Here is an 18,102-nt window from a genome sequence, read left to right as displayed (position 1 = left end):
ACTGTCGATGTCGTTTCGATTCAAGACAGTCCGCGTGGGAGCGTGTGGAATCTGCACATGACCACCGAATCCCAAGCCCAATGCCCCTTCCAGACGGCCAAGTCACCGACGCCGCCTGGCTCGCCACTGCTGCATCCATACGGCGCCTGGCCGCCTGGTCCGGCAGCCGGCCTGACTGGCTGGCACCTGCTGCGGAGAATGTCGCGCGATCTGCTCGGCACGCTCGGCGAATGGCAGCGGACTTACGGCGACGTCGTGCATTTGCGGATGTGGCCGAAACATGCGGTCGTCGTCACCGACCCGCAGCTCGTCCGCGAACTTCTGGTGACCCATCACGACTCGCTGGTCCGCTGGGAACGTGGCACGCGCGTGTTCGCCCGCGTGCATGGGCATAGCGTGCTGACCGCAGAGGGTGACGCATGGTCGCGCAAGCGGCAGGCGTTGCAGCCGGGCTTCATGCCGAAGGCCGTGCATGGTTTCGTTCCGGGCATCGTGGAGATCGTCGACAAGGGGCTCGCCACATGGCCCACGCGAGTGGCGGACTGGCCGGTGGAAAGCGCGCTGACGTCGCTGACCATGGACGTGATCGTCCGGATGATGTTTTCGGATGAGATCGGTGAGGACGCGCGCGTGGCGGAGTACGCCGTGCGCGCGATCAGCGAGGCGGCCAACGCCGATTTTTACTGGCCGGCGAGCCTGCCCGACTGGGTGCCGTGGAAGCGCGCGAGACGGCGGGCACTTCACACGTTGAGGAGCCTGATCGAGCGACATCTGCAGGCGCGTCTGCGGATGCGCACGGATACCTGGCCGGACGACCTGCTTTCGCGCCTGCTGTGCCTGCATCGGGATGACGCGGCGGCGTGGCCGCTGCAGGCGGTGCGCGACGAATGCATGACGACGTTCCTGGCCGGACACGAGACCACCGCGGCGACGCTGACGTGGTGGGCCTGGTGCATGGCATCGAACCCGTCCGCGCAGGACGCCGCACGCGCCGAGGTCACGCATGTCCTGCGCGGCCAGGCGCCAACAGCGGAGAGCCGTCAGGCGCTGCGCCAGGTGGTGCAGACGATCACGGAGTCGATGCGTCTCTACCCGGTGGCTCCGGTGCTCATTAGCCGTCGCGCGACCCGCCCCATCACCCTGGGCCCGTGGCGGCTACCGGCGCGCACGCTGTTCATGCTGCCCTTGCAGTTGATGCACCACGATCCGCGCTTGTTCCCGGAGCCGGAGCGCTTTCAGCCCGATCGTTTCTCGACAGGTTCGCCCCAGGCCCCGCGCGGCGCCTACATGCCATTTGGCACCGGCCCGCGGGTTTGCCTGGGGCAGCACCTGGCAACGGCCGAGATGACGGTCATCGCCGCGATGCTGCTGCAGCGGTACAAGCTGTCGGTGCCCGAAGGCGCGGCACCTCCGCGGCCGCTGTTGAACGTGACGTTACGGCCGGATCAGCCGCTTTGGCTTGCCGTGACGCCGATTTGACCGGGATTGCCGCCTCGCCGGTCTCAGCGACGGCGAGGTGGCACGTGCCAGTGCCTCAGGACGTCACGGTATCGGTCAGGGCCAGGGCCGGGTAGTCGATATACCCATGCCCGTCGCCACCAAAGAACGCATTGGGAATGGCATCGTTCATCGGCGCGCCGAGCTTCAGGCGGGTGACGAAGTCCGGGTTGGCCAGCACCATCTGTCCATAAGCTTCCAGATCGGCAAGCCCGGATGCCATGTCGGCACCCACAGCTTCACGGGTGCGGCCCGGCCGGTTCAGGATCAGCGTGCCGCGCCAGCGTTCGCGGATGTCGGCCAACTGTGGCTCGTTGCCCTGGAGGGTGACGTGCAGGTACGCCAGGCCGAGCTTGTCCAGTTCCGTTACCAGGTGGCGGTAGAGCGCCGGACCTTCGGCGCCTTCGTCGATGCCCCACAGCGGCGTGCCGGGCGATAGTCGGATGGCCGTCCGGTCCGCGCCGATTTCCCCGGCGATTGCGGTGGCCACCTCAATGGCGAAGCGGGCGCGGTTGTCGATCGAGTCGCCGTATTTGTCGGTGCGGGTATTGGCATTGGGCGCGAAGAACTGCTGGACCAGGTAACCATTGGCCCCGTGAATCTCGACACCGTCCGCGCCCGCGGCGATCGCTTGCCGGGCGGCGAAGCGGAAGTCGTCCACGGTCTGGCGCACCTCATCAGTGGTCAGCGCGCGCGGTGCCGGAATGTCCTGCATACCCTTCAGCGTAAACATCGGCACACCGGGGGCAATGGCGGATGGCGCCACACCTTGCCGGTGATGCGGCGTGTTGTCCGGGTGGGACATGCGTCCCGCGTGCATGAGCTGGATGAAGATCCGACCGCCACGCTTGTGCACGGCGGCGGTGACGTTTTTCCATCCATCGACATGGGCTTCGGTGTAGATGCCGGGCGTGGCGAGGTACCCCTGCCCGTCGTCCGAAGGCTGGGTCCCTTCGGTCACGATCAGACCGACACTCGCGCGCTGCGCGTAGTACTCGGCCGCCAGTTCGCCCGGCGTGCCATCAAGGCTGGCGCGGCTACGGGTCATCGGCGCCATGACCAGGCGATTCTTCAGGGTGTATCGGCCGACGCGGACCGGGGTGAACAGTGCGCTCATGTGCATGACCTCTTTTGACAGTGCAGGTTGCCGGCATCGGTTTGCGATGCCGGTCAGGCGCTGCCGCGCGCCATCGCGCGGATCAGCGCTTCCATGGCGCCATCATCGGTTGCTTCCTGATCGAGATAAATCTGCTAATTTGCAATGCATTGATCCACTGATGGAGCAATCGGCGTGGAACTATTGAACGACATGGCCTTATTCGTGGAGGTCGTCAAGGCGAAGGGGTTTCGCAGCGCCGCGGACGTTCTGGATATGCCGAGTTCGACGCTGTCCCGGCGAATCAGCGCCCTGGAAAAGGCGATCGGGTTGCGCCTGCTGCACCGTACGACGCGCAAGATCGAGTTGACGGAGGCCGGCCGGATCTACTTCGAGCGATGCAAGCGCATCGTGGGCGATGCCAGACTGGCACATGAACAGCTCGGGACCATGCTGGCGGAGCCTGTGGGCGTGCTCCGGGCGTCATTTCCAGTTGATTTCGCGGTGACCTATCTGGCGCCGCTGATTGCAGAGTTTGCTGGCCGCTACCCCGGACTGAGCTTCGACTTCGATCTCACGCCCCGGCGAGTGGATCTGGTGAGCGAGCCGTTCGATGTCGCCATCCGCGCGGGCGAGCCCGAAGTCTCGCAACTGATCGCGCGTCAGCTGGCGTCGTTCGGGACCTATCTCTATGCCTCGCCCGGATATATCGAACGCGCGGGAGAGCCGCGCGTCCCCGCCGATCTGAATCATCACGAATGTCTGGGCATACAGCGGGGAGGTGCGTGGACACTGCATCGCGGCGAAGTCACCACCACGATCCCGGTGAGCAGCCGCTTTACGTTGAACAGCGTCGGGATGGCGCGTCGTCTGGCCGCGCTCGACATGGGCATCGTGCTGATGGCCGAAGCGATCGTGGCAGATGACCTCGCCACGGGACAGCTACGCCGGCTGATGCCCGAATGGCAGGGAACGCCGGTACCGGTCTACGCCATGACCGAGACGCGCCTGCTCCCGGCCAAGACGCAGCGATTCATTGAGTTCCTGCGTGAACGGTTCGAATAACAGGCGGGTAGCCGCGCGCTCAACGCTGTGAAAAAACAGTGATTGAGAAGGCTTCCAGTGCCACGTCTTATCCCAGTGCCAACGAAGGCGCGCCTGACGCGAGTCAGTTCACCCCGTGGCGTTCCGAGGAGCGAGACTGCTACTGAGCCGACGGCCCGCTGGACAAACCGGTCGACTCGGAGGGCGCCGTGCCACCACCCGGCGTACCCGCCGTGCCTGGCGTGTTTCCATTCCCCGAGTCGGGTTTGTCCTGCTGCTGCGCCTGCCGTCCATGCCGGCCGCCACCGCGCTGACCTAAGCCGCCACCGCCGCCGCCATGGGATTTTGTCGCGGTCTGCTTCAATTCCTGATTGATGGTGTCGATCGTGCGTGGCGCCGGCGTCATGCGCGCGAAGTTACTCTGGATATTGCGCATGGCCGCGTCGTTATCGCCTCCATCCGGGGGCGAGGCCGCTTGCTGGCTGAAGGCGACGCCTGGCAGGGCCAGCACGGCGGCAGCCGCCAGCCAGGCGGCAATACGTGGCTGGCGACGGAAGGTGTGGCGCGGTTTGTTGGGGGCGGGATGATTCATGTTGCGTGTCTCGGCTCCGGTTGATGATTGTGGGGAGCATTTCCCCACAAGAGCACGCAATCTGTTAGTTCTTTCCCGTTTCAGCGTATTGCGGTTGTATCGGCGGATTACAACGACGCTGGCCGCTGTGGCCTTGGACTCACAGCATCCCGGTGATGTGCTGCATGACCAGGCTGCTCAGCGCCACGCTGACCCACACGATCAGGCCCAGCAGCAGCGGGCGGGCGCCGGCGCGCTTCAGGCGTTCGAAGTCGGTGCTCAGGCCAACGCCGGTCAGCGCGCCGATGACGAGGAACGGGGCCAGTTGCTGGATGACGTGCGTCACGCCTGCCGGGAGGAATTCGTTGATTGCCGACGCCAGCACGAAGAGCACGATGAACCAGGGGATCACGCGACGCATCGAGCCGCCAGGCTGGCTGCGCTGGAAGAGCATGGCGATGACCAGCGTGACGGGCACGATCATCATCGCGCGTGTCAGCTTGACGATCGTCGCGTACTCGCCGGCGGCTGAACTCCAGGCATAGCCGGCTGCCACCACCGACGAGGTGTCGTTGATCGCCGTGCCGGCCCACAGGCCGAAGCCGGCATCGGACATGCCGAGCATCTTGCCCAGGATCGGGAAGATCACCACGGCCACGACGTTGAACATGAAGATCGTGGACAACGCATACGTCATGTCGTGATCGTCCGGCTGCAGCACGGGCGTGATCGCGGCGATTGCCGAGCCGCCGCAAATGGCCGTACCGGCACCGATCAGGACCTTGAGCTTCTCCGGGATGCGCAGCAGGTGCCCGGCCACGAGGGCCACGGTGAAGGCAACCGCCAGTGTGACGAGCGAGATAGGCAAGGACGTCAATCCGGTATGGACGACCTCATGCAGTGGCAGGCTGAACCCCAGGCCGACGATCGAATACTGCAGAAGCTGCTTGGAAGCGAACTGGATGCCGGGCTTGCACGACTCGGATGGCTTGAGGAAGGCTCGGCAGAGCAGGCCAAGCAACATGCCGAATACGGCACCTCCCAGCAGTGGCACAGCCTTGCCAAGCAGCGTGGCGGGCACGGTCAGGGCGAGAACGAGGAGTAGCCCGGGGAGTGTGGATCTTGCGGAGAGGAGTCGGGACGCCATGCTGCAAACACCTTCTTAGATGAATTTTGCATAACGATATTTCCTCAGTGCATATGGGCGCCAACGGTATTTTCGGGTTGTATCTATCGAAAATGTCGATAAGGACGGCTGTCGGGCCTGCCACGGCAACCGACGATCCCCCACAAAAGCAAACCGCCGCGACGAGGTGCTCGTGGCGGCGGTTTGCTTTTATCGGTTCGTTCTATCGGCTCGGGCCCGTCTGGCGTGGCCCCAGTCTTCCTACTGCTTGTTCGGGGTGGTGCAGAGCCCGTGCAGCTTGCGCAACCCTGAGTAAAGTCCGCGCCTCTCCTCTGGCGTCAGCATCCGGATGACCGATGCCTGCCCGCGACGCGCCAGCGGGATGACCTGCGCATGGAGGGCGGCCCCCTCTGGCGAAATCCGGCATGTCAGGCGCCGGCGCGTTCCGCCTTCCGACTCGAGCGTCACCAGCCCGCGATCCTCCAGCAGCCGCAGCGTCCGGCTGACCAGCGCCTTGTCAGAGGTGGACTGCCTGACCAGTTCCGCGAATGACATCGTCTCGCCGTGCGCCAGCAGCGCCAGGATGCGCCACTCCGGCACGGTCAGCTCGAAGCGGGACGCGTACGGCTCGGTCACGTTGCTGCGCAGCGCCGTGACAAGCTGGCTCAGCATCGTCGTCAGGAAGTCGTTGACGTTGAGATCGGTGCCGGCTTCGTCGAGGTTCGACCACGGGTCGGTGGTCCCGGTGTCGACGGAGGCGGAACGGGTTGTGCTGGACATGAAGGGGGAGCCGTGGAGACGTGCTGGAAAATCGCCGCAAAGCGCGGCTGGAAGCCGATCGCGATTGTCTCACATGCAGGGTTGCCGGCCATTTCGCGGGTTTGCGCGTCGGCCGCCCACCTCATAAGCGTTGCGCGCGCCGGTGACGCGCCCGACATCGGGGCGCGTCACCGGCGCGCGCAAGCAGTGTCATCCGGCCGCCGCGCATCAAGACGCGGCGTTTCCGTGCGGCATCAAGCCGCGAAACCGCCATCCACGTTGAGGCTGGCACCCGTCACGAATCCAGCCTCAGGGCCGGCCAGATACGCCACCATGCTGGCGATCTCGTCAGGGTGGGCATGACGTTGCAGCGCCATCAGGCCGTGCAGCGATGCGGCGAATTCGCTGTCCTCGGGGTTCATATCGGTGTTGACCGGGCCAGGCTGCACGTTATTGACCGTGATGCCCTTCGGTCCCAGGTCGCGTGCCATGCCTTGCACCAGCCCCTTCAGGGCGGACTTGCTCATCGCGTAGGCGGCGCCGCCCGGGAACGGCATCCGGTCCGCATTGGTGCTGCCGATGTTGATGATGCGGCCGCCCTGGCCCATGTGCGCCAGCGCTGCCTTCGCGGCGACAAACACCGCGCGTACATTCACGGCCAGCGTCTTGTCGAAGTCTTCCAGCGGGAACGTATCGACCGGACCGAGGAACAGCACGCCGGCGTTGTTCACGAGGATGTCGATCCTGCCGAAGTCAGCGGCGGCCGCGTCGATCGCACGCGTGACGGCCGCGGCATCGGCCGCGTCGGCGTGATAGGCACGGGCACGGCCGCCTGCGGCCTGGATCGATTCGGCCAACGCTTGCGCCACCGCGCCGGAGCTCTGGTAGGTGAAGGCCACGGCGGCGCCTTCGCGTGCCAGGCGGCGCACTACCGCGGCGCCGATGCCGCGCGATCCGCCGGTGACGAAAGCCACCTTGTTCGAGAGGGCGGCGGAGGCAGGGGTGGGGGTGGGGTTCATGATTGTGTTCCTGTGTGGTTGGGACGGTGATGGCAGTATGGTTTTCGCGATCTACAACCGGTAGTCATGATTCCGTATCAACTTTTTCAACCATTGGTATAAGCTTCGGCGCATGGAAGCGCTGAACCTGCTCGAGTCATTTATCCAGAGTGCCGAAACCGGCAGCTTTTCGGCTGCCGCGCGTCGCCTCGGACTGACGCCGGCCGCAATCAGCAAGAATGTGGCGCGGCTGGAGAACCATCTCGGGCTTCGGCTGTTTCAGCGCAGCACGCGCCGGCTGACGCTGACGATGGGCGGCGAGCAGTTCCTGCAGCAGGTATCGGATCCGTTCTCGACGTTGCGCGACGCGTTTGCCAGCGCCGCGCAGGAGGACGGCAAGCCCGCCGGGGTGCTGCGCGTAAGCATGGGCGTGGCGTTCGGCCGCGAGTACCTGGTGCCGTTACTTGGCGAATTCCTGGCGCGTTATCCGGGCATCGTGCCGGACTGGCATTTCGAGAACCGCACCGTCGATTTGATCGCCGGTGGTTTCGATGCGGCCATCGGCGGCGGTATCGAACTGACCGAAGGGGTGGTGGCGCGGGAACTGGCGCGGACCTACGTGGTGGTGGCAGCGTCGCCGACGTACATGAAAGACCGGGTGATGCCCCGCCACCCGTCGGACCTGGCGGGCTTCGACGGCATCGTGCGCCGGTCGGCCTCGACCGGACGTCTGCGGCATTGGAATCTGCGTAATCAGATAGGCGAGCAGGCGCTGGCGGAGATGCGCACGCGCGTGATTCTCGACGATCCCGAGGCAATGGCCCATGCCGCCATGAGCGGCCTCGGCATTGCGCTGCTGCCGATGCCACATGCAGCGCCCTGGCTCGAGAGCGGTGCGCTGGTGCGTCTCCTGCCAGGGTGGTATGCCGACAATGGGCCGATCGTGCTCTACTATCCGAACCGCAAGCTACTGCCGCCGAAAACGCGGGTATTCATCGACTTCATTGCGGAATCGTTCCAGAAGAAAGCGCTCGCGCACCGATTCGACGGGCGCTGAGCGAAACCCCGTGTAGCACCTCACCCTCGGAGGGCTGTATGCCACCGGCAACACGAAGAGGTTTTCCGCTCCACGCTTACATCTGGGCGCCGTTCGCCGTTCTGGTGCTGCTGGTTGGCGCGGTGGCTTGCGGCGTCAACTACCTGATGACGAAGTCGGCGCTGGAACATGCGATGGCCGATGCCAACGAGCGCATCAGTCGCGAGATGCTGGAGAAAGTCGAGGACATGGTGCTGCCGACCCAGGCCGCGGTCACCCTCGTCAGCCACAGCTCACTGGGCGAGGCCACCACGCTCGCGCAGCGCATGGCACGTGTTGCGCTGGTCCGCGATGCGCTTGGCACATCGCCGGTTCTGCAGTCCCTGTTCCTGGGCTATGCCGATGGCAGTTTCTTCTACGTACGCCGCGTGCGCGATGACGCCGAGCGCGGGCCATACCAGGCGCCCGCACGCTCGGCCTACGTGATCCAGAGCATCGACCATGACGCAGGGGCGGCATTTGGCCAACTGATTTTCCTCGACACGGACCTGAACGAGCTTGCCAGGCGTCCAACGCCAGATTTCGTGAAGCGATACGACCCAAGGAAACGCCCCTGGTATATGGAGGCCATCGCGGCGGGCAAGCTGGTTCGGACCGAACCGTACATGTTTTTTTCCGACTACCAGGCCGGGGAGACGATTGCCGTGCCAACGCGCGCCGGGAGTGCCGTTGCCGGTGGCGACTTCCGGCTCGACACGCTGGGGCAGGCGCTCGCGCGTGACAGAACCACACCCGGATCGGTACTTGCCGTCGTCAATGCGCAGGGGCAACTGGTCGCCATCGACCGGAGTCCCCCGGAATGGATGTCGGCGCCAGACGCCATGCGCACGGGCCTGCTGGGCAAGCCGGAAGATTACGGGCTGCCGGTGCTGTCCAGCCTTGCGGCAAAGGTGGTGAGTGGCAGCGAGGCAGCCGTCCGCAACGAACTGACGACGCTGGGCGGCAAGGGCTGGTACACCAGTATCGGCCGTATGAGCGGCGGCGTCGGCACGCTTTACCTGGTGATGGCCACGCCGCAGGATGAACTGCTGAGGGACGCGACCCGGCAGGCGAGCGTCGGGATATTTGCCACCGCACTGGTCGTCCTGCTGTCCTTGCCGCTGATGTGGCTGGTCGCGCGCGCGGTGGCCCGCCCGCTGTGTCAGTTGACCGATGAGGCCGAGGCCATCCGCCGCTTCGATTTCGACCAGCCGTTCCGTTTCTGGTCGCCGGTGCGCGAGGTCCATCGGCTGGGCGAAACGATGGACAAGATGCGCAACACCATCCAGCAGTTGCTTATCATCATGCGGTCCGTCACCGCGGAATCACAACTCGAGAAGTTGCTGCCCCTGCTGTTGCACAAGATGCAGAACGCCGCGGCGGGGCAGGCGGGCGTGCTGTACCTGCTCGATGGCGACACTGTCCGTCCCGCCGCCGCGCTTGATGCGCAGGGGCGTGACATCGTTCAGGAGATCGGGTCCACGCCATTGCCGGAGGCGCTGTCGTTGATCGTGGCGGCGGTGCGTGATGGTGTGTCTCGCACGGGCTACGTGACGGCTGCCGAGGCGGCTCAGGCAAAGCTTGGCCCGCTGGCATCGGTCATGCCTTGTTTCGTGGCCGCGATTCCGCTGATCAATCATCGACACGAATGCCCGGGCGTCGTGCTGGTGATGCGCGACACCCCGCTTCAGACGGCGCAACTTGCCTTCGTCGATACGATCGCCGGCCTGTCCGCTGGCGCGCTGGAAGTCCGCGAACTGAGTGCTGCCCAGCGCGACCTGTTCGATGCATTCATCCGGCTGCTGGCGGATGCGATCGACGCCAAGAGCCCGCATACGGGGGGTCACTGCGCGCGCGTGCCGGAACTGACCAAGATGCTGGCCCGGGCGGCGTGCGAGGTCACCCAGGGCCCCTACCAGTCCTTCCAGCTCAGCGAGCAGCAGTGGGAGGAACTGCACGTGGCTGCGTGGCTGCACGACTGCGGCAAGGTGACGACGCCCGAGTTCGTGATCGACAAGGCGACCAAGCTGGAAACGCTGTATGACCGGATTCACGAAGTGCGCATGCGCTTCGAGGTACTCAAACGCGATGCCGAGATTCAGTGCCTGCAATCCATTGCCGCGGGCGAGCCGTTGCCGATCGCGCAGGCGCGGCGCGATGCGGAGATCGCGCGGCTCGACGACGACTTTGCTTTCGTCGCCGCATGCAATCGGGGCGGCGAGTCCATGTCGCAGGAAGACAAGGACCGACTGCGGCAGATCGCCGCCCGCACCTGGACGCGGACGCTGGACGATCGGCTCGGCGTCTCGCACGAGGAGTTCGCGCGCAAGTCCCGTTCGCCCGCCCGCGCATTGCCAACGCAGGAGCGACTGCTGGCCGATCGCGACGATCATCGCATCGAGCGCGGGGCGCGCGATGTCATGCCGCCGGACAATCCGTGGGGCTTCAAGCGCAAGGTGCCACGCTATCTCTATGACCACGGCGAATTGCACAATCTGACGATCGGGCGCGGCACGCTGAGCGAGGAAGAACGCTACAAGGTGGAAGACCACATCGTGCAGACGCAGATCATGCTGTCACGCCTGCCGTTCCCGAAGCATCTACGCAATGTGCCGGAGATCGCTGGCGGACATCACGAAAAGATGGACGGCACCGGCTACCCACGCGGGCTGACGCGCAACCAGATGAGCCCGCTGGCCAGGATGATGGCGATTGCCGACATCTTCGAGGCGCTGACCGCCGCGGATCGGCCCTACAAGAAGGCCAAGACGCTCTCGGAGTCGATCGGCATCATGGCCCGGCTCAAAGCGCAGCAGCACATCGACGGCGAACTGTTCGACCTGTTCCTGACATCCGGCGTCTATCGCGAATACGCGCAGCGCTATCTGGACCCCGCGCAGATCGACGAGGTGGATACGGAAGACTACGTCGATGCCGCCTGAATGGGGCATTGCCGGCCCATGGCGTTACCTGCCCCGCGCGCCCCAGCGTCGCGCGCGGCGCGCGGAATCGGCGCGGTGGACGCGCAGCAGCAATCGTGTCAGCAGATCGTCGGCAACCGGGATGATGGCTCACGATGAGCAGCAGCGCGGCCAGCGGTAGCGTGGCGGCGTAGCCGAGCGTGCTGAACGCCTGCGCGCCGACGATGCCACCCACCAGGAACATGCCGACCAGCACCGTGAGCAGACGCAGCTTGTGGCGATCGGCCATGACCGGCCGGCTGTTGGGGCGTACCGCAGCATTCCAGTAGAACAGCTTGCCCAGCTCGATGCCGATGTCGGTCACCATGCCGGTCACGTGCGTGGTACGGATCTCGGCGTTGGAGAGTTTGGTGATCAGGGCGTTCTGCAGGCCCATCATGAAGCAGAGCAGCATCACGGTCGCCGGCACGAACAGCCAGTCCATGTCATTGAGATGGCTGCCCAGGAGCCCGAAGCAGAGCAGCAGGGTGGCTTCGACCAGTAACGGAATCGCGTATTCGCTGCGCAGGCGGGTTCTTCTCGCCCAGTTGACCAGGATCGCCGTGGTGCCCGCCCCGGCGAGGAACGACGCCAGTGCGCCGATGCCGTGCACCACCAGCCCGTATCGCTGCAGCACCAGGTCGTCCGCGATGGCGGAGACGATGCCGGACATGTGGGATGTGTATTGCTGCACCGCAAGAAAACCGCCCGCGTTGGCCGCGCCGGCCACGAAACACAATACGCGCGCCAGGCGGCGATTGGAGACCGGGTTACGGTGACGGGCGGTCAGACTGCGCAGGAACCCGATCGGCATGGTCGTAAGGGCAGGGTATGGCGAAGGCATTCATCATACGACCACTGCTCACCGGGCCGCGAGCCCTCCGAGGGATTCGGCGCTCTGGCCCGGCGTTTTCAGCACCTAGGCAACGCCCGGCCGCTGCCATCCGGCCTGCCGCAGTTCCTCTTGCTGGCGACGCAGGATCTCGGTGGTAGTGCCCTTGCCATCGGGCGCCCAACCCGGCGGCATGATCAGGTACGCGGCAGCGTGCCAGAGCTTCGAGGCGGAGGCCATGTCCCGGCCCAGGCTGACCCAGTGCTCGAACTGGTTGACGATCGGGTTGTGCGTGGTGGACGGATGGACCAGTCCATAGCGGCACGGTTCGTCGGCGCGCTCTTCCACATAGGTGCCGAACATACGGTCGAAAATGATCAGCACGCCACCGAAGTTGGCATCGAGGTAGTCGATGTTCGACGCGTGATGGACGCGGTGGGCCGACGGCGTGTTGAACACGTATTCGAGCCAGCCGAGCTTGGGCATCCAGTCGTTATGCAGCCAGAACTGGTAGAGCAGGTTGAGCGAAAGCGTGGCCAGCACCACTTCGGGACGCACGCCGAGCAGGACCAGCGGCGCGAAGAACACGGCGCTGCCGGTGAGCTTGCCGGTCCAGCCCAGCCGGTATGCGGACGTCAGCGTGAGCTGGTTGGGGGAGTGATGCACGGCGTGCGTGGCCCAGAAGAAGCGGATGCGGTGCGCGGCACGGTGGTACCAGTAGTAGCAGAACTCCTGGCCGACGAAGAGCAGGAAGACAGCCAGCGCGCTGTTCAGCGTGACTGTGAACAGGCGGTGATCCCAGGCAAACGAGAAAATCGGCGCGGCCAGCGAGAGCGGCAGCAGCACCGACAGCTTGCGTCCGGCCAGGTCGGCCAACGACAGCCAGACCTCGTTCCAGGAGAACGGTTTGACGCCGTCGCGACGCTTGCGCCACAGGACGAATGCCTCGATCAGCGAGACGGTGACGACGAACGCGGTGACGTACATCGCAAACTTGCCAGTGATGACCATGGTGAACCTCGGTGAAATCTGTGAACTCGGTGGATTCAGTGCGGGGCGCGGTTGTGCCGCGTCGGTGAGGCAACTCTAGCGGCGGGCGATCCGGGAATCCATTAGGGAATTATTTCGCCCAATGTCACGCGGCTGGCCTTGACATTTCCCGACATGATTTCCGGGGCGACGCCCGTGGATCGTCGTCCTATAGTTCGGCCCGTCGACACGCCAGGTCGTGTTGCAGCGCACCGAATCGAAAGGACTTCAAGATGATTTCACGCACCCGGATCGCCGCCACCGGCGTACTGCTCCTGCTGGCCAGCACGTCCGCATCCGCCTGGACTGGCCACGGCACGGCCTATACGCCACGCGGCACCTACAACGGCGCCCACTTCGGATCGTGTGGCGGTGGAAGCTGCTCGCACGCCGGTGGCGTGGTTGGCCCCTACGGTGGCCTGGCCACCAACACCGGCACGGTTACCCGCACCGCGCCCGGCCAGTTCTCGAACGCCGGCACGGCGGTGGGACCGAACGGCCGTTCGGTACAGCACGATGGCAGCACCAGTTGCGCGAGCGGTACCTGCTCGCACAGCGGCGACATGACTGGCGCCAATGGCCGTAGCGCCACCACCAGCGGCAGCGTTACTCGCGAGGCGCCGGGCCAATACACCTCGTCCGGCACCGTGACGGCCGGCAACGGCAACACCTACAACCACGCGGCATCGACGGCCTGCGCAGGCGGCACCTGCGATCGCTCCGGAACGGTAAGTGGCAGCTATGGCGGCACCGTCACCCACGCCGGCAGCGCTACGCGCGTGTCGTCCGGCGTGGTGACCACCGGCGGTGGCGCGACGGTCGTGCATGGCAGCGCGGTGTCGACCGGGGGCACGGTCGTGGTCGGCGCCGCGCCAGTGGCGTATGTGCCGCCGCCTCCGGTGGCAGTTGTGGCGACGGTGCCGGTGGCGCCGCCTCCCCCGCCGCCCGCCGGGCCCGTTTATGTCGTGCCGCCGCCTCCGGCCGTCGTGGTCACGGCCAAGGCACCGCTGCCGGTCTATGTGGCGCCGCCGCGTGTGGCTGTCTGGGTACCGGCCCATTGGGTCGGCCGCGTCTACGTGCCCGCGCACTGGGCCTGACGCATACCGGTGCGCACCGGTCCAGATTGATTTCCCAACTTTTGCATCCACGGAGTAGATCGTGAAGAAGATGATGGCAGTACTTATCTTGTGTATTGTTTCGGCAGGCGCGCATGCGCAGAGCCGGCTGATGGCGATGGGCGCGATGGGGGCGACGGGCGGCGAGCGTATCGAGCATGCCGAAGCGGCGGCGCAGCAATTGCAGGCCCGCTTCGCGAACGCGAACACCACCCATGACGGCAAGCTGACCCGCGCGCAGGCGGCTGCTGGTATGCCGATGGTGGCGAAGCATTTCGACGAGATCGACAAGCAGCGCGCCGGCTATGTGACGCTGCGGCAGATCGAGACTTTCATGGCCCAACGGATGTCGGCTCGCTGAACACATGGGAGACGCGGCATGGAGCAGGTGAACCGGATAATCGTGCTCGATGACGAGGCGGAGTTGCGCAATATGCTGCAGCGCTTCCTGACCGGGCATGGCTTTCACGTGCGCGCGGTGGCGGACGGCAAGCAGCTCAATCGTTACCTGCAGCGCGAGCCGTACGACCTGCTCGTGCTCGACCTGATGATGGAGCCCGAGGATGGCCTCTCCGTCTGCCGCAGGCTCCGCGCCGAAGGCCAGACGATGCCCATCCTGATGCTGACCGCCAAGGGCGATCCAGCCGATCGCGTGATCGGGCTCGATACCGGCGCGGACGACTATCTGGCCAAGCCGTTCCTGCCCGACGAACTGGTGGCCCGCATCCGTGCGTTGCTGCGCCGCCAGAAGATCGCCGCCGGCGATCCCACCGTGGCTGCCCAGACGCTGAGTTTTGGCGAGTTCCGCTTCGATGTCGGCAAGCAGACGCTGAGCCGCGCGGGCGTGCCGGTGGAAGTGCACTCTGCCCAGATGCTGCTGCTCCAGGCGCTGGGCGCGTCGCCAAACCGGCCGGTCAGCCGCGAGAACCTGCTGGCCCGCGCGCGCGGCCGCGATCATGACGCGCTCGATCGCAGCATCGACGTGCAGATTCTGAGGCTGCGCCAGATCGTCGAGGAAGATCCGTCCAAACCGCGCTTCATCAAGACGGTTTGGGGCGTGGGATACATGCTGGTAGCCGGCGTGGAGGCGTGATGCGGATCGGACTGCCGCGCTCGCTGCTGGCTCGCAACATCGCGCTGCTGGTGGCGCTGGTGGCGTTCACGCAGGTGTGTTCGCTGGCGGTGCTGCTGCACTTCGCGCAGCGCCCGCGCGTGGAGCGCGCCGCGACGATGTTCGCGCACTATGTGTCGATGCTCGATGGCGTGATGGCGGCCATGCCGGCCGAAGAAGCCAGAGTGGCCGTGGCGCGCCTGGGTGGTCAGACGGACGCGCCGGCAGTGGACGATGTGATGGAAGCGCGGGCGCTGCATCCATTCCGCACCTGGCAGCGCGACGTGTTCATGGACGAGCTGCACAAGGCCCTGCCACCCGATATGCCGGTGCAATGGCAGGATGCGGGCGACAACGAGCGACTCTGGATCCGCATTCGCGCAGCCGGGGTGCCAACGTGGGTGGCCTTGCCGATGACCGCCGATGCGCAGGCCAGCGGCATCACGGCCGCCATTGCGCTTTCCGCGGCGCTCGGGTTGCTGGCGGCGCTGACCGGATACCTGATCCAGCGCCATATCAACCGGCCATTGCAGAACCTGGCGCGCGCGGCGTTGCACGTCAGCGCCGGAGAGACGCCCGCGCCGCTGCCCACCGATGGGCCGACCGAAATATCGCAGGTCAGCAGTGCGTTCAATCGCATGACCGAAGCCCTGCAGCAGACCGAGAAGACGCGCGCGCTGATGCTGGCCGGCATTTCGCACGACATCCGCACGCCGCTGACCAAGTTGCGCCTGGCGATGGCGATGGCGTTGCCGCGCGGGACGGACGATGCATTCGTGGGGTCGGTGGAAGGCTACCTCGATCGCATCGACACGATCCTCCAGCAGTTCATGGACTATGCGGGCAGTGGCGAACGCGAGGCGCCGCAGCCGGGTGACCTCAATGCGCTGGTGCGCCAGCTTGCGTCCGACTTCGCCGGGCTCGGCCATGAATTCGAACTCGATCTCGGCGATCTGCCGCTGGTGTCATATCGCCCGACGAGCATGTTGCGCCTGTTGATGAACCTGATGCAGAACGCCATCAATTATGGCCGTACGGGACTGATGGTGCGCACGTGGAAGGAAGGCGGCGCCGCACATGTTGCCGTTTGCGATCGTGGCATCGGTATCAGCGTGGCCGAGATCGAACAACTGCGCGCGCCGTTCAGCCGCGGCGACAATGCGCGCGGGCACTCGGGCGGCACGGGGCTCGGGCTGGCCATCGTCGAGCGGATCGCGCGACTGCACGGCGGATCACTCGCGTTCCGTCCGCGCGATGGCGGCGGACTGGAAGTGGTGGTGTCGCTGCCCGCATGACATTGAATGAAATAGTTCTTGCCTGGCCTGTTGCATGGCCGCATCCGATACTGGGTCTGCCGGCGCCGAAACCACGCCGCCCCCAGTTAGACCCATTAGCAGACCCACTAGCAGGACTTCGACATGCAGACCGTATTTCAATCCATCCAGCGTAACGCCAGCCGCCTGACCCTCACCGCTTTCGCGGCTACCTCGATGCTGATGGCCGGTTGCGCTTCCGCGACCACGATGATCTCCGACGCATCCGTGCCGGCCACGCTGGCCCACGCGTCGGCCGATGTGATCTACGTGCGCGGCTTCGACGTGAACGCGAACCAGGTACGTGTCGATGACAACGTGATGCACCGTGTCAAGGCCATGGCGACTGGCAATGCCGGCGCGCTCTCGCAGGACCAGACCGCGCTCGATGCACGCAATGCGGTAGCCGACGAAATCGTGAGCGATCTGCGGGCCAAGGGCTTGCATGCCGAGCGTATCGACGGCCCGGTGCCGACGGATGCCAACGCGCTGATCGTCGAGGGCCGCTTTGACAAGATCGACGAAGGCAAGTCGCGTCGCCGGATGCTGATTGGCCTTGGCGCGGGCAAGAGCGATGTGTCGGCGTCGGTGCAGGTGTTCTATCAACCCGCGCACGGCACGCCGGTGCCGGTCGAGTTGTTCCAGACCAGCGCCAACAGTGGCCATATGCCCGGAATTGCGGAGACCGCAGGGATCGGAGCCGCCGCTGGCGCGCTGACGACCGCCGCCGCGGCTGGTGCGGGCGTGCATGGGGCGACGGAGATGAAGCGCGACAGCATCTCGGCGGAGTCCAGGCGCGTGGGCGACGCTGTCGCGAAGCAGGTGGCTGGCGTGGTGGAGAAGCTGTCGAAGACCGTTTGAGCGTCGGTGGGCCTGCCGGGCGCAGGTTCGCCGGATAGTGCGGTGACTCTTGAGAGACAGGGGAAGACAGGGCTGCCAGGGCAATCCCGCCAGCTCTGCCCGATCTCCACTTTCACGCAATGGATGAGGCCGGTACCCGCCAAAGGGCTTTTCTCGACCTGGCGCATCAGATACATTGGCGTTTCACGAACGGGTCAAGGTGCCGCGAAGCCGTGAAACACTACTCCTCCGAAAACTTCCACCTCACGCAAAGCATCGGATTCCATCTCAACCGGGCACGCAACATCCTGTTGATGGAGATGGATGCCGCACTGCGGCCACTCGACATCACGGGCCAGCAGATGGGTATCCTGCTGTCGCTGACGCGCGGCGTGGCCACCACGCCGTTCGAGATCAGCAAGGTGCTTGGGATCGATACTGGCCTGATGACGCGGATGCTCGACAAGCTCGAGAGCCGGGGACTGCTACAGCGCCAGCGCAGCATCGAGGACCGGCGGGTGATTCATCTGCTCCTGACAGACAAGGGCAGGGAAGTGGCGGCCCGCATTCCCGAGATCGCGCCCGAAGTGCTCAACCATCGGCTGCGCGATTTCTCCACGGAGGAGTTCGGCGAGTTCCTGCGGCTGCTGCGCAAGTTCACCGATTCCGACTAGCCCGGACCCGCGAATCGCTGGGGTGAGCGGCGGGTGCCGCTTCCCCCTTCCCCCTTCCCCCT

Annotated in this window: 16 protein-coding genes and 1 pseudogene; 10 read left to right on the top strand and 7 right to left on the bottom strand. The window is 65.4% G+C overall.

Annotated features, from left to right (window positions below):
• The first annotated feature begins 57 nt into the window (after window positions 1–57).
• Window positions 58–1,479 (top strand): cytochrome P450, encoded by a 1,422-nt coding sequence (locus B2246_RS10325; RefSeq protein WP_286880290.1) that lies wholly within the window; start codon window positions 58–60, stop codon window positions 1,477–1,479.
• Between the two features lie 55 nt (window positions 1,480–1,534).
• On the opposite strand, the gene B2246_RS10320 is transcribed toward B2246_RS10325, so the two are convergent.
• The gene (locus B2246_RS10320) at window positions 1,535–2,614 is read right to left on the bottom strand and encodes an alkene reductase (protein WP_286880288.1); all 1,080 of its coding nucleotides are present in this window, start codon (window positions 2,612–2,614) and stop codon (window positions 1,535–1,537) included.
• Between the two features lie 174 nt (window positions 2,615–2,788).
• Here B2246_RS10320 and B2246_RS10315 point away from each other — a divergent pair, with 174 nt between their 5' ends.
• Window positions 2,789–3,658: a LysR family transcriptional regulator gene (locus B2246_RS10315; RefSeq protein ID WP_008650971.1), complete on the top strand. Its 870-nt coding sequence runs from the start codon at window positions 2,789–2,791 to the stop codon at window positions 3,656–3,658.
• 139 nt (window positions 3,659–3,797) lie between these two features.
• On the opposite strand, the gene B2246_RS10310 is transcribed toward B2246_RS10315, so the two are convergent.
• The 4 genes from B2246_RS10310 to B2246_RS10295 all read right to left on the bottom strand — a co-directional run bounded on the left by B2246_RS10310 (window position 3,798) and on the right by B2246_RS10295 (window position 7,112).
• Window positions 3,798–4,229 carry a hypothetical protein gene (locus B2246_RS10310; protein WP_008650970.1) on the bottom strand — a complete coding sequence of 144 codons (432 nt, stop codon included), beginning with the start codon at window positions 4,227–4,229 and terminating at the stop codon, window positions 3,798–3,800.
• Window positions 4,230–4,368: 139 nt separating this feature from the next.
• Window positions 4,369–5,355, bottom strand: a complete 987-nt coding sequence (locus B2246_RS10305; RefSeq protein ID WP_040011258.1) for a YeiH family protein — start codon at window positions 5,353–5,355, stop codon at window positions 4,369–4,371.
• 240 nt (window positions 5,356–5,595) lie between these two features.
• The gene (locus B2246_RS10300; RefSeq protein WP_286880282.1) at window positions 5,596–6,114 is read right to left on the bottom strand and encodes a MarR family winged helix-turn-helix transcriptional regulator; all 519 of its coding nucleotides are present in this window, start codon (window positions 6,112–6,114) and stop codon (window positions 5,596–5,598) included.
• Between the two features lie 233 nt (window positions 6,115–6,347).
• On the bottom strand, window positions 6,348–7,112 hold the full coding sequence (locus B2246_RS10295; protein ID WP_035884505.1) for an SDR family oxidoreductase: 765 nt from the start codon (window positions 7,110–7,112) through the stop codon (window positions 6,348–6,350).
• A gap of 112 nt (window positions 7,113–7,224) precedes the next feature.
• On the opposite strand from B2246_RS10295, the gene B2246_RS10290 reads away from it, so the two are divergent.
• Entirely contained in the window at window positions 7,225–8,148 is a 924-nt protein-coding gene (locus B2246_RS10290) for a LysR family transcriptional regulator (RefSeq protein WP_008646963.1), read from the top strand.
• A 38-nt stretch (window positions 8,149–8,186) separates the two neighbouring features.
• Window positions 8,187–11,108 carry an HD domain-containing phosphohydrolase gene (locus B2246_RS10285; protein WP_286880277.1) on the top strand — a complete coding sequence of 974 codons (2,922 nt, stop codon included), beginning with the start codon at window positions 8,187–8,189 and terminating at the stop codon, window positions 11,106–11,108.
• Window positions 11,109–11,150: 42 nt separating this feature from the next.
• Here the strand turns inward: B2246_RS10285 and B2246_RS10280 are convergent.
• A pseudogene (locus B2246_RS10280) lies at window positions 11,151–11,940 on the bottom strand (YoaK family protein); the annotation flags it as partial.
• Window positions 11,941–12,045: 105 nt separating this feature from the next.
• Window positions 12,046–12,969, bottom strand: coding sequence for a sterol desaturase family protein (locus B2246_RS10275; RefSeq protein WP_017512595.1), 924 nt, complete (start codon window positions 12,967–12,969; stop codon window positions 12,046–12,048).
• 251 nt (window positions 12,970–13,220) lie between these two features.
• Here B2246_RS10275 and B2246_RS10270 point away from each other — a divergent pair, with 251 nt between their 5' ends.
• From B2246_RS10270 to B2246_RS10245, 6 genes are all read left to right on the top strand, one after another.
• A complete protein-coding gene (locus tag B2246_RS10270; protein ID WP_035884507.1) occupies window positions 13,221–14,084 on the top strand; it encodes a hypothetical protein in 864 nt (287 codons plus the stop codon).
• 61 nt (window positions 14,085–14,145) lie between these two features.
• Entirely contained in the window at window positions 14,146–14,463 is a 318-nt protein-coding gene (locus B2246_RS10265) for a hypothetical protein (protein WP_286880272.1), read from the top strand.
• An 18-nt stretch (window positions 14,464–14,481) separates the two neighbouring features.
• On the top strand, window positions 14,482–15,195 hold the full coding sequence (locus tag B2246_RS10260; protein WP_286880270.1) for a response regulator: 714 nt from the start codon (window positions 14,482–14,484) through the stop codon (window positions 15,193–15,195).
• The gene (locus tag B2246_RS10255; RefSeq protein ID WP_286880268.1) at window positions 15,195–16,508 is read left to right on the top strand and encodes an ATP-binding protein; all 1,314 of its coding nucleotides are present in this window, start codon (window positions 15,195–15,197) and stop codon (window positions 16,506–16,508) included. The genes B2246_RS10260 and B2246_RS10255 overlap by 1 nt, the downstream gene beginning before the upstream one ends.
• A 123-nt stretch (window positions 16,509–16,631) precedes the next feature.
• Window positions 16,632–17,387 (top strand): DUF4410 domain-containing protein, encoded by a 756-nt coding sequence (locus B2246_RS10250; RefSeq protein WP_286880267.1) that lies wholly within the window; start codon window positions 16,632–16,634, stop codon window positions 17,385–17,387.
• A gap of 212 nt (window positions 17,388–17,599) precedes the next feature.
• Window positions 17,600–18,040, top strand: coding sequence for a MarR family winged helix-turn-helix transcriptional regulator (locus tag B2246_RS10245; RefSeq protein ID WP_008646978.1), 441 nt, complete (start codon window positions 17,600–17,602; stop codon window positions 18,038–18,040).
• Window positions 18,041–18,102 lie beyond the last annotated feature (62 nt).

It is taken from the genome of Cupriavidus sp. UBA2010 (assembly GCF_002335265.1).
Taxonomy (GTDB): domain Bacteria; phylum Pseudomonadota; class Gammaproteobacteria; order Burkholderiales; family Burkholderiaceae; genus Cupriavidus; species Cupriavidus metallidurans.
The sequence above is the reverse complement of the archived record's forward strand: the minus strand, read 5'-3'. Positions and strand labels throughout refer to the sequence as shown.

Bases quoted from the DNA above. Each gene is read 5' to 3' on its own strand.
- B2246_RS10325 (WP_286880290.1), top strand. From the start codon at position 58: ATGACCACCGAATCCCAAGCCCAATGCCCCTTCCAGACGGCCAAGTCA.
- B2246_RS10320 (WP_286880288.1), bottom strand. From the start codon at position 2,614: ATGAGCGCACTGTTCACCCCGGTCCGCGTCGGCCGATACACCCTGAAG.
- B2246_RS10310 (WP_008650970.1), bottom strand. From the start codon at position 4,229: ATGAATCATCCCGCCCCCAACAAACCGCGCCACACCTTCCGTCGCCAG.
- B2246_RS10305 (WP_040011258.1), bottom strand. From the start codon at position 5,355: ATGGCGTCCCGACTCCTCTCCGCAAGATCCACACTCCCCGGGCTACTC.
- B2246_RS10300 (WP_286880282.1), bottom strand. From the start codon at position 6,114: ATGTCCAGCACAACCCGTTCCGCCTCCGTCGACACCGGGACCACCGAC.
- B2246_RS10295 (WP_035884505.1), bottom strand. From the start codon at position 7,112: ATGAACCCCACCCCCACCCCTGCCTCCGCCGCCCTCTCGAACAAGGTG.
- B2246_RS10290 (WP_008646963.1), top strand. From the start codon at position 7,225: ATGGAAGCGCTGAACCTGCTCGAGTCATTTATCCAGAGTGCCGAAACC.
- B2246_RS10285 (WP_286880277.1), top strand. From the start codon at position 8,187: ATGCCACCGGCAACACGAAGAGGTTTTCCGCTCCACGCTTACATCTGG.
- B2246_RS10275 (WP_017512595.1), bottom strand. From the start codon at position 12,969: ATGGTCATCACTGGCAAGTTTGCGATGTACGTCACCGCGTTCGTCGTC.
- B2246_RS10270 (WP_035884507.1), top strand. From the start codon at position 13,221: ATGATTTCACGCACCCGGATCGCCGCCACCGGCGTACTGCTCCTGCTG.
- B2246_RS10260 (WP_286880270.1), top strand. From the start codon at position 14,482: ATGGAGCAGGTGAACCGGATAATCGTGCTCGATGACGAGGCGGAGTTG.
- B2246_RS10255 (WP_286880268.1), top strand. From the start codon at position 15,195: ATGCGGATCGGACTGCCGCGCTCGCTGCTGGCTCGCAACATCGCGCTG.
- B2246_RS10250 (WP_286880267.1), top strand. From the start codon at position 16,632: ATGCAGACCGTATTTCAATCCATCCAGCGTAACGCCAGCCGCCTGACC.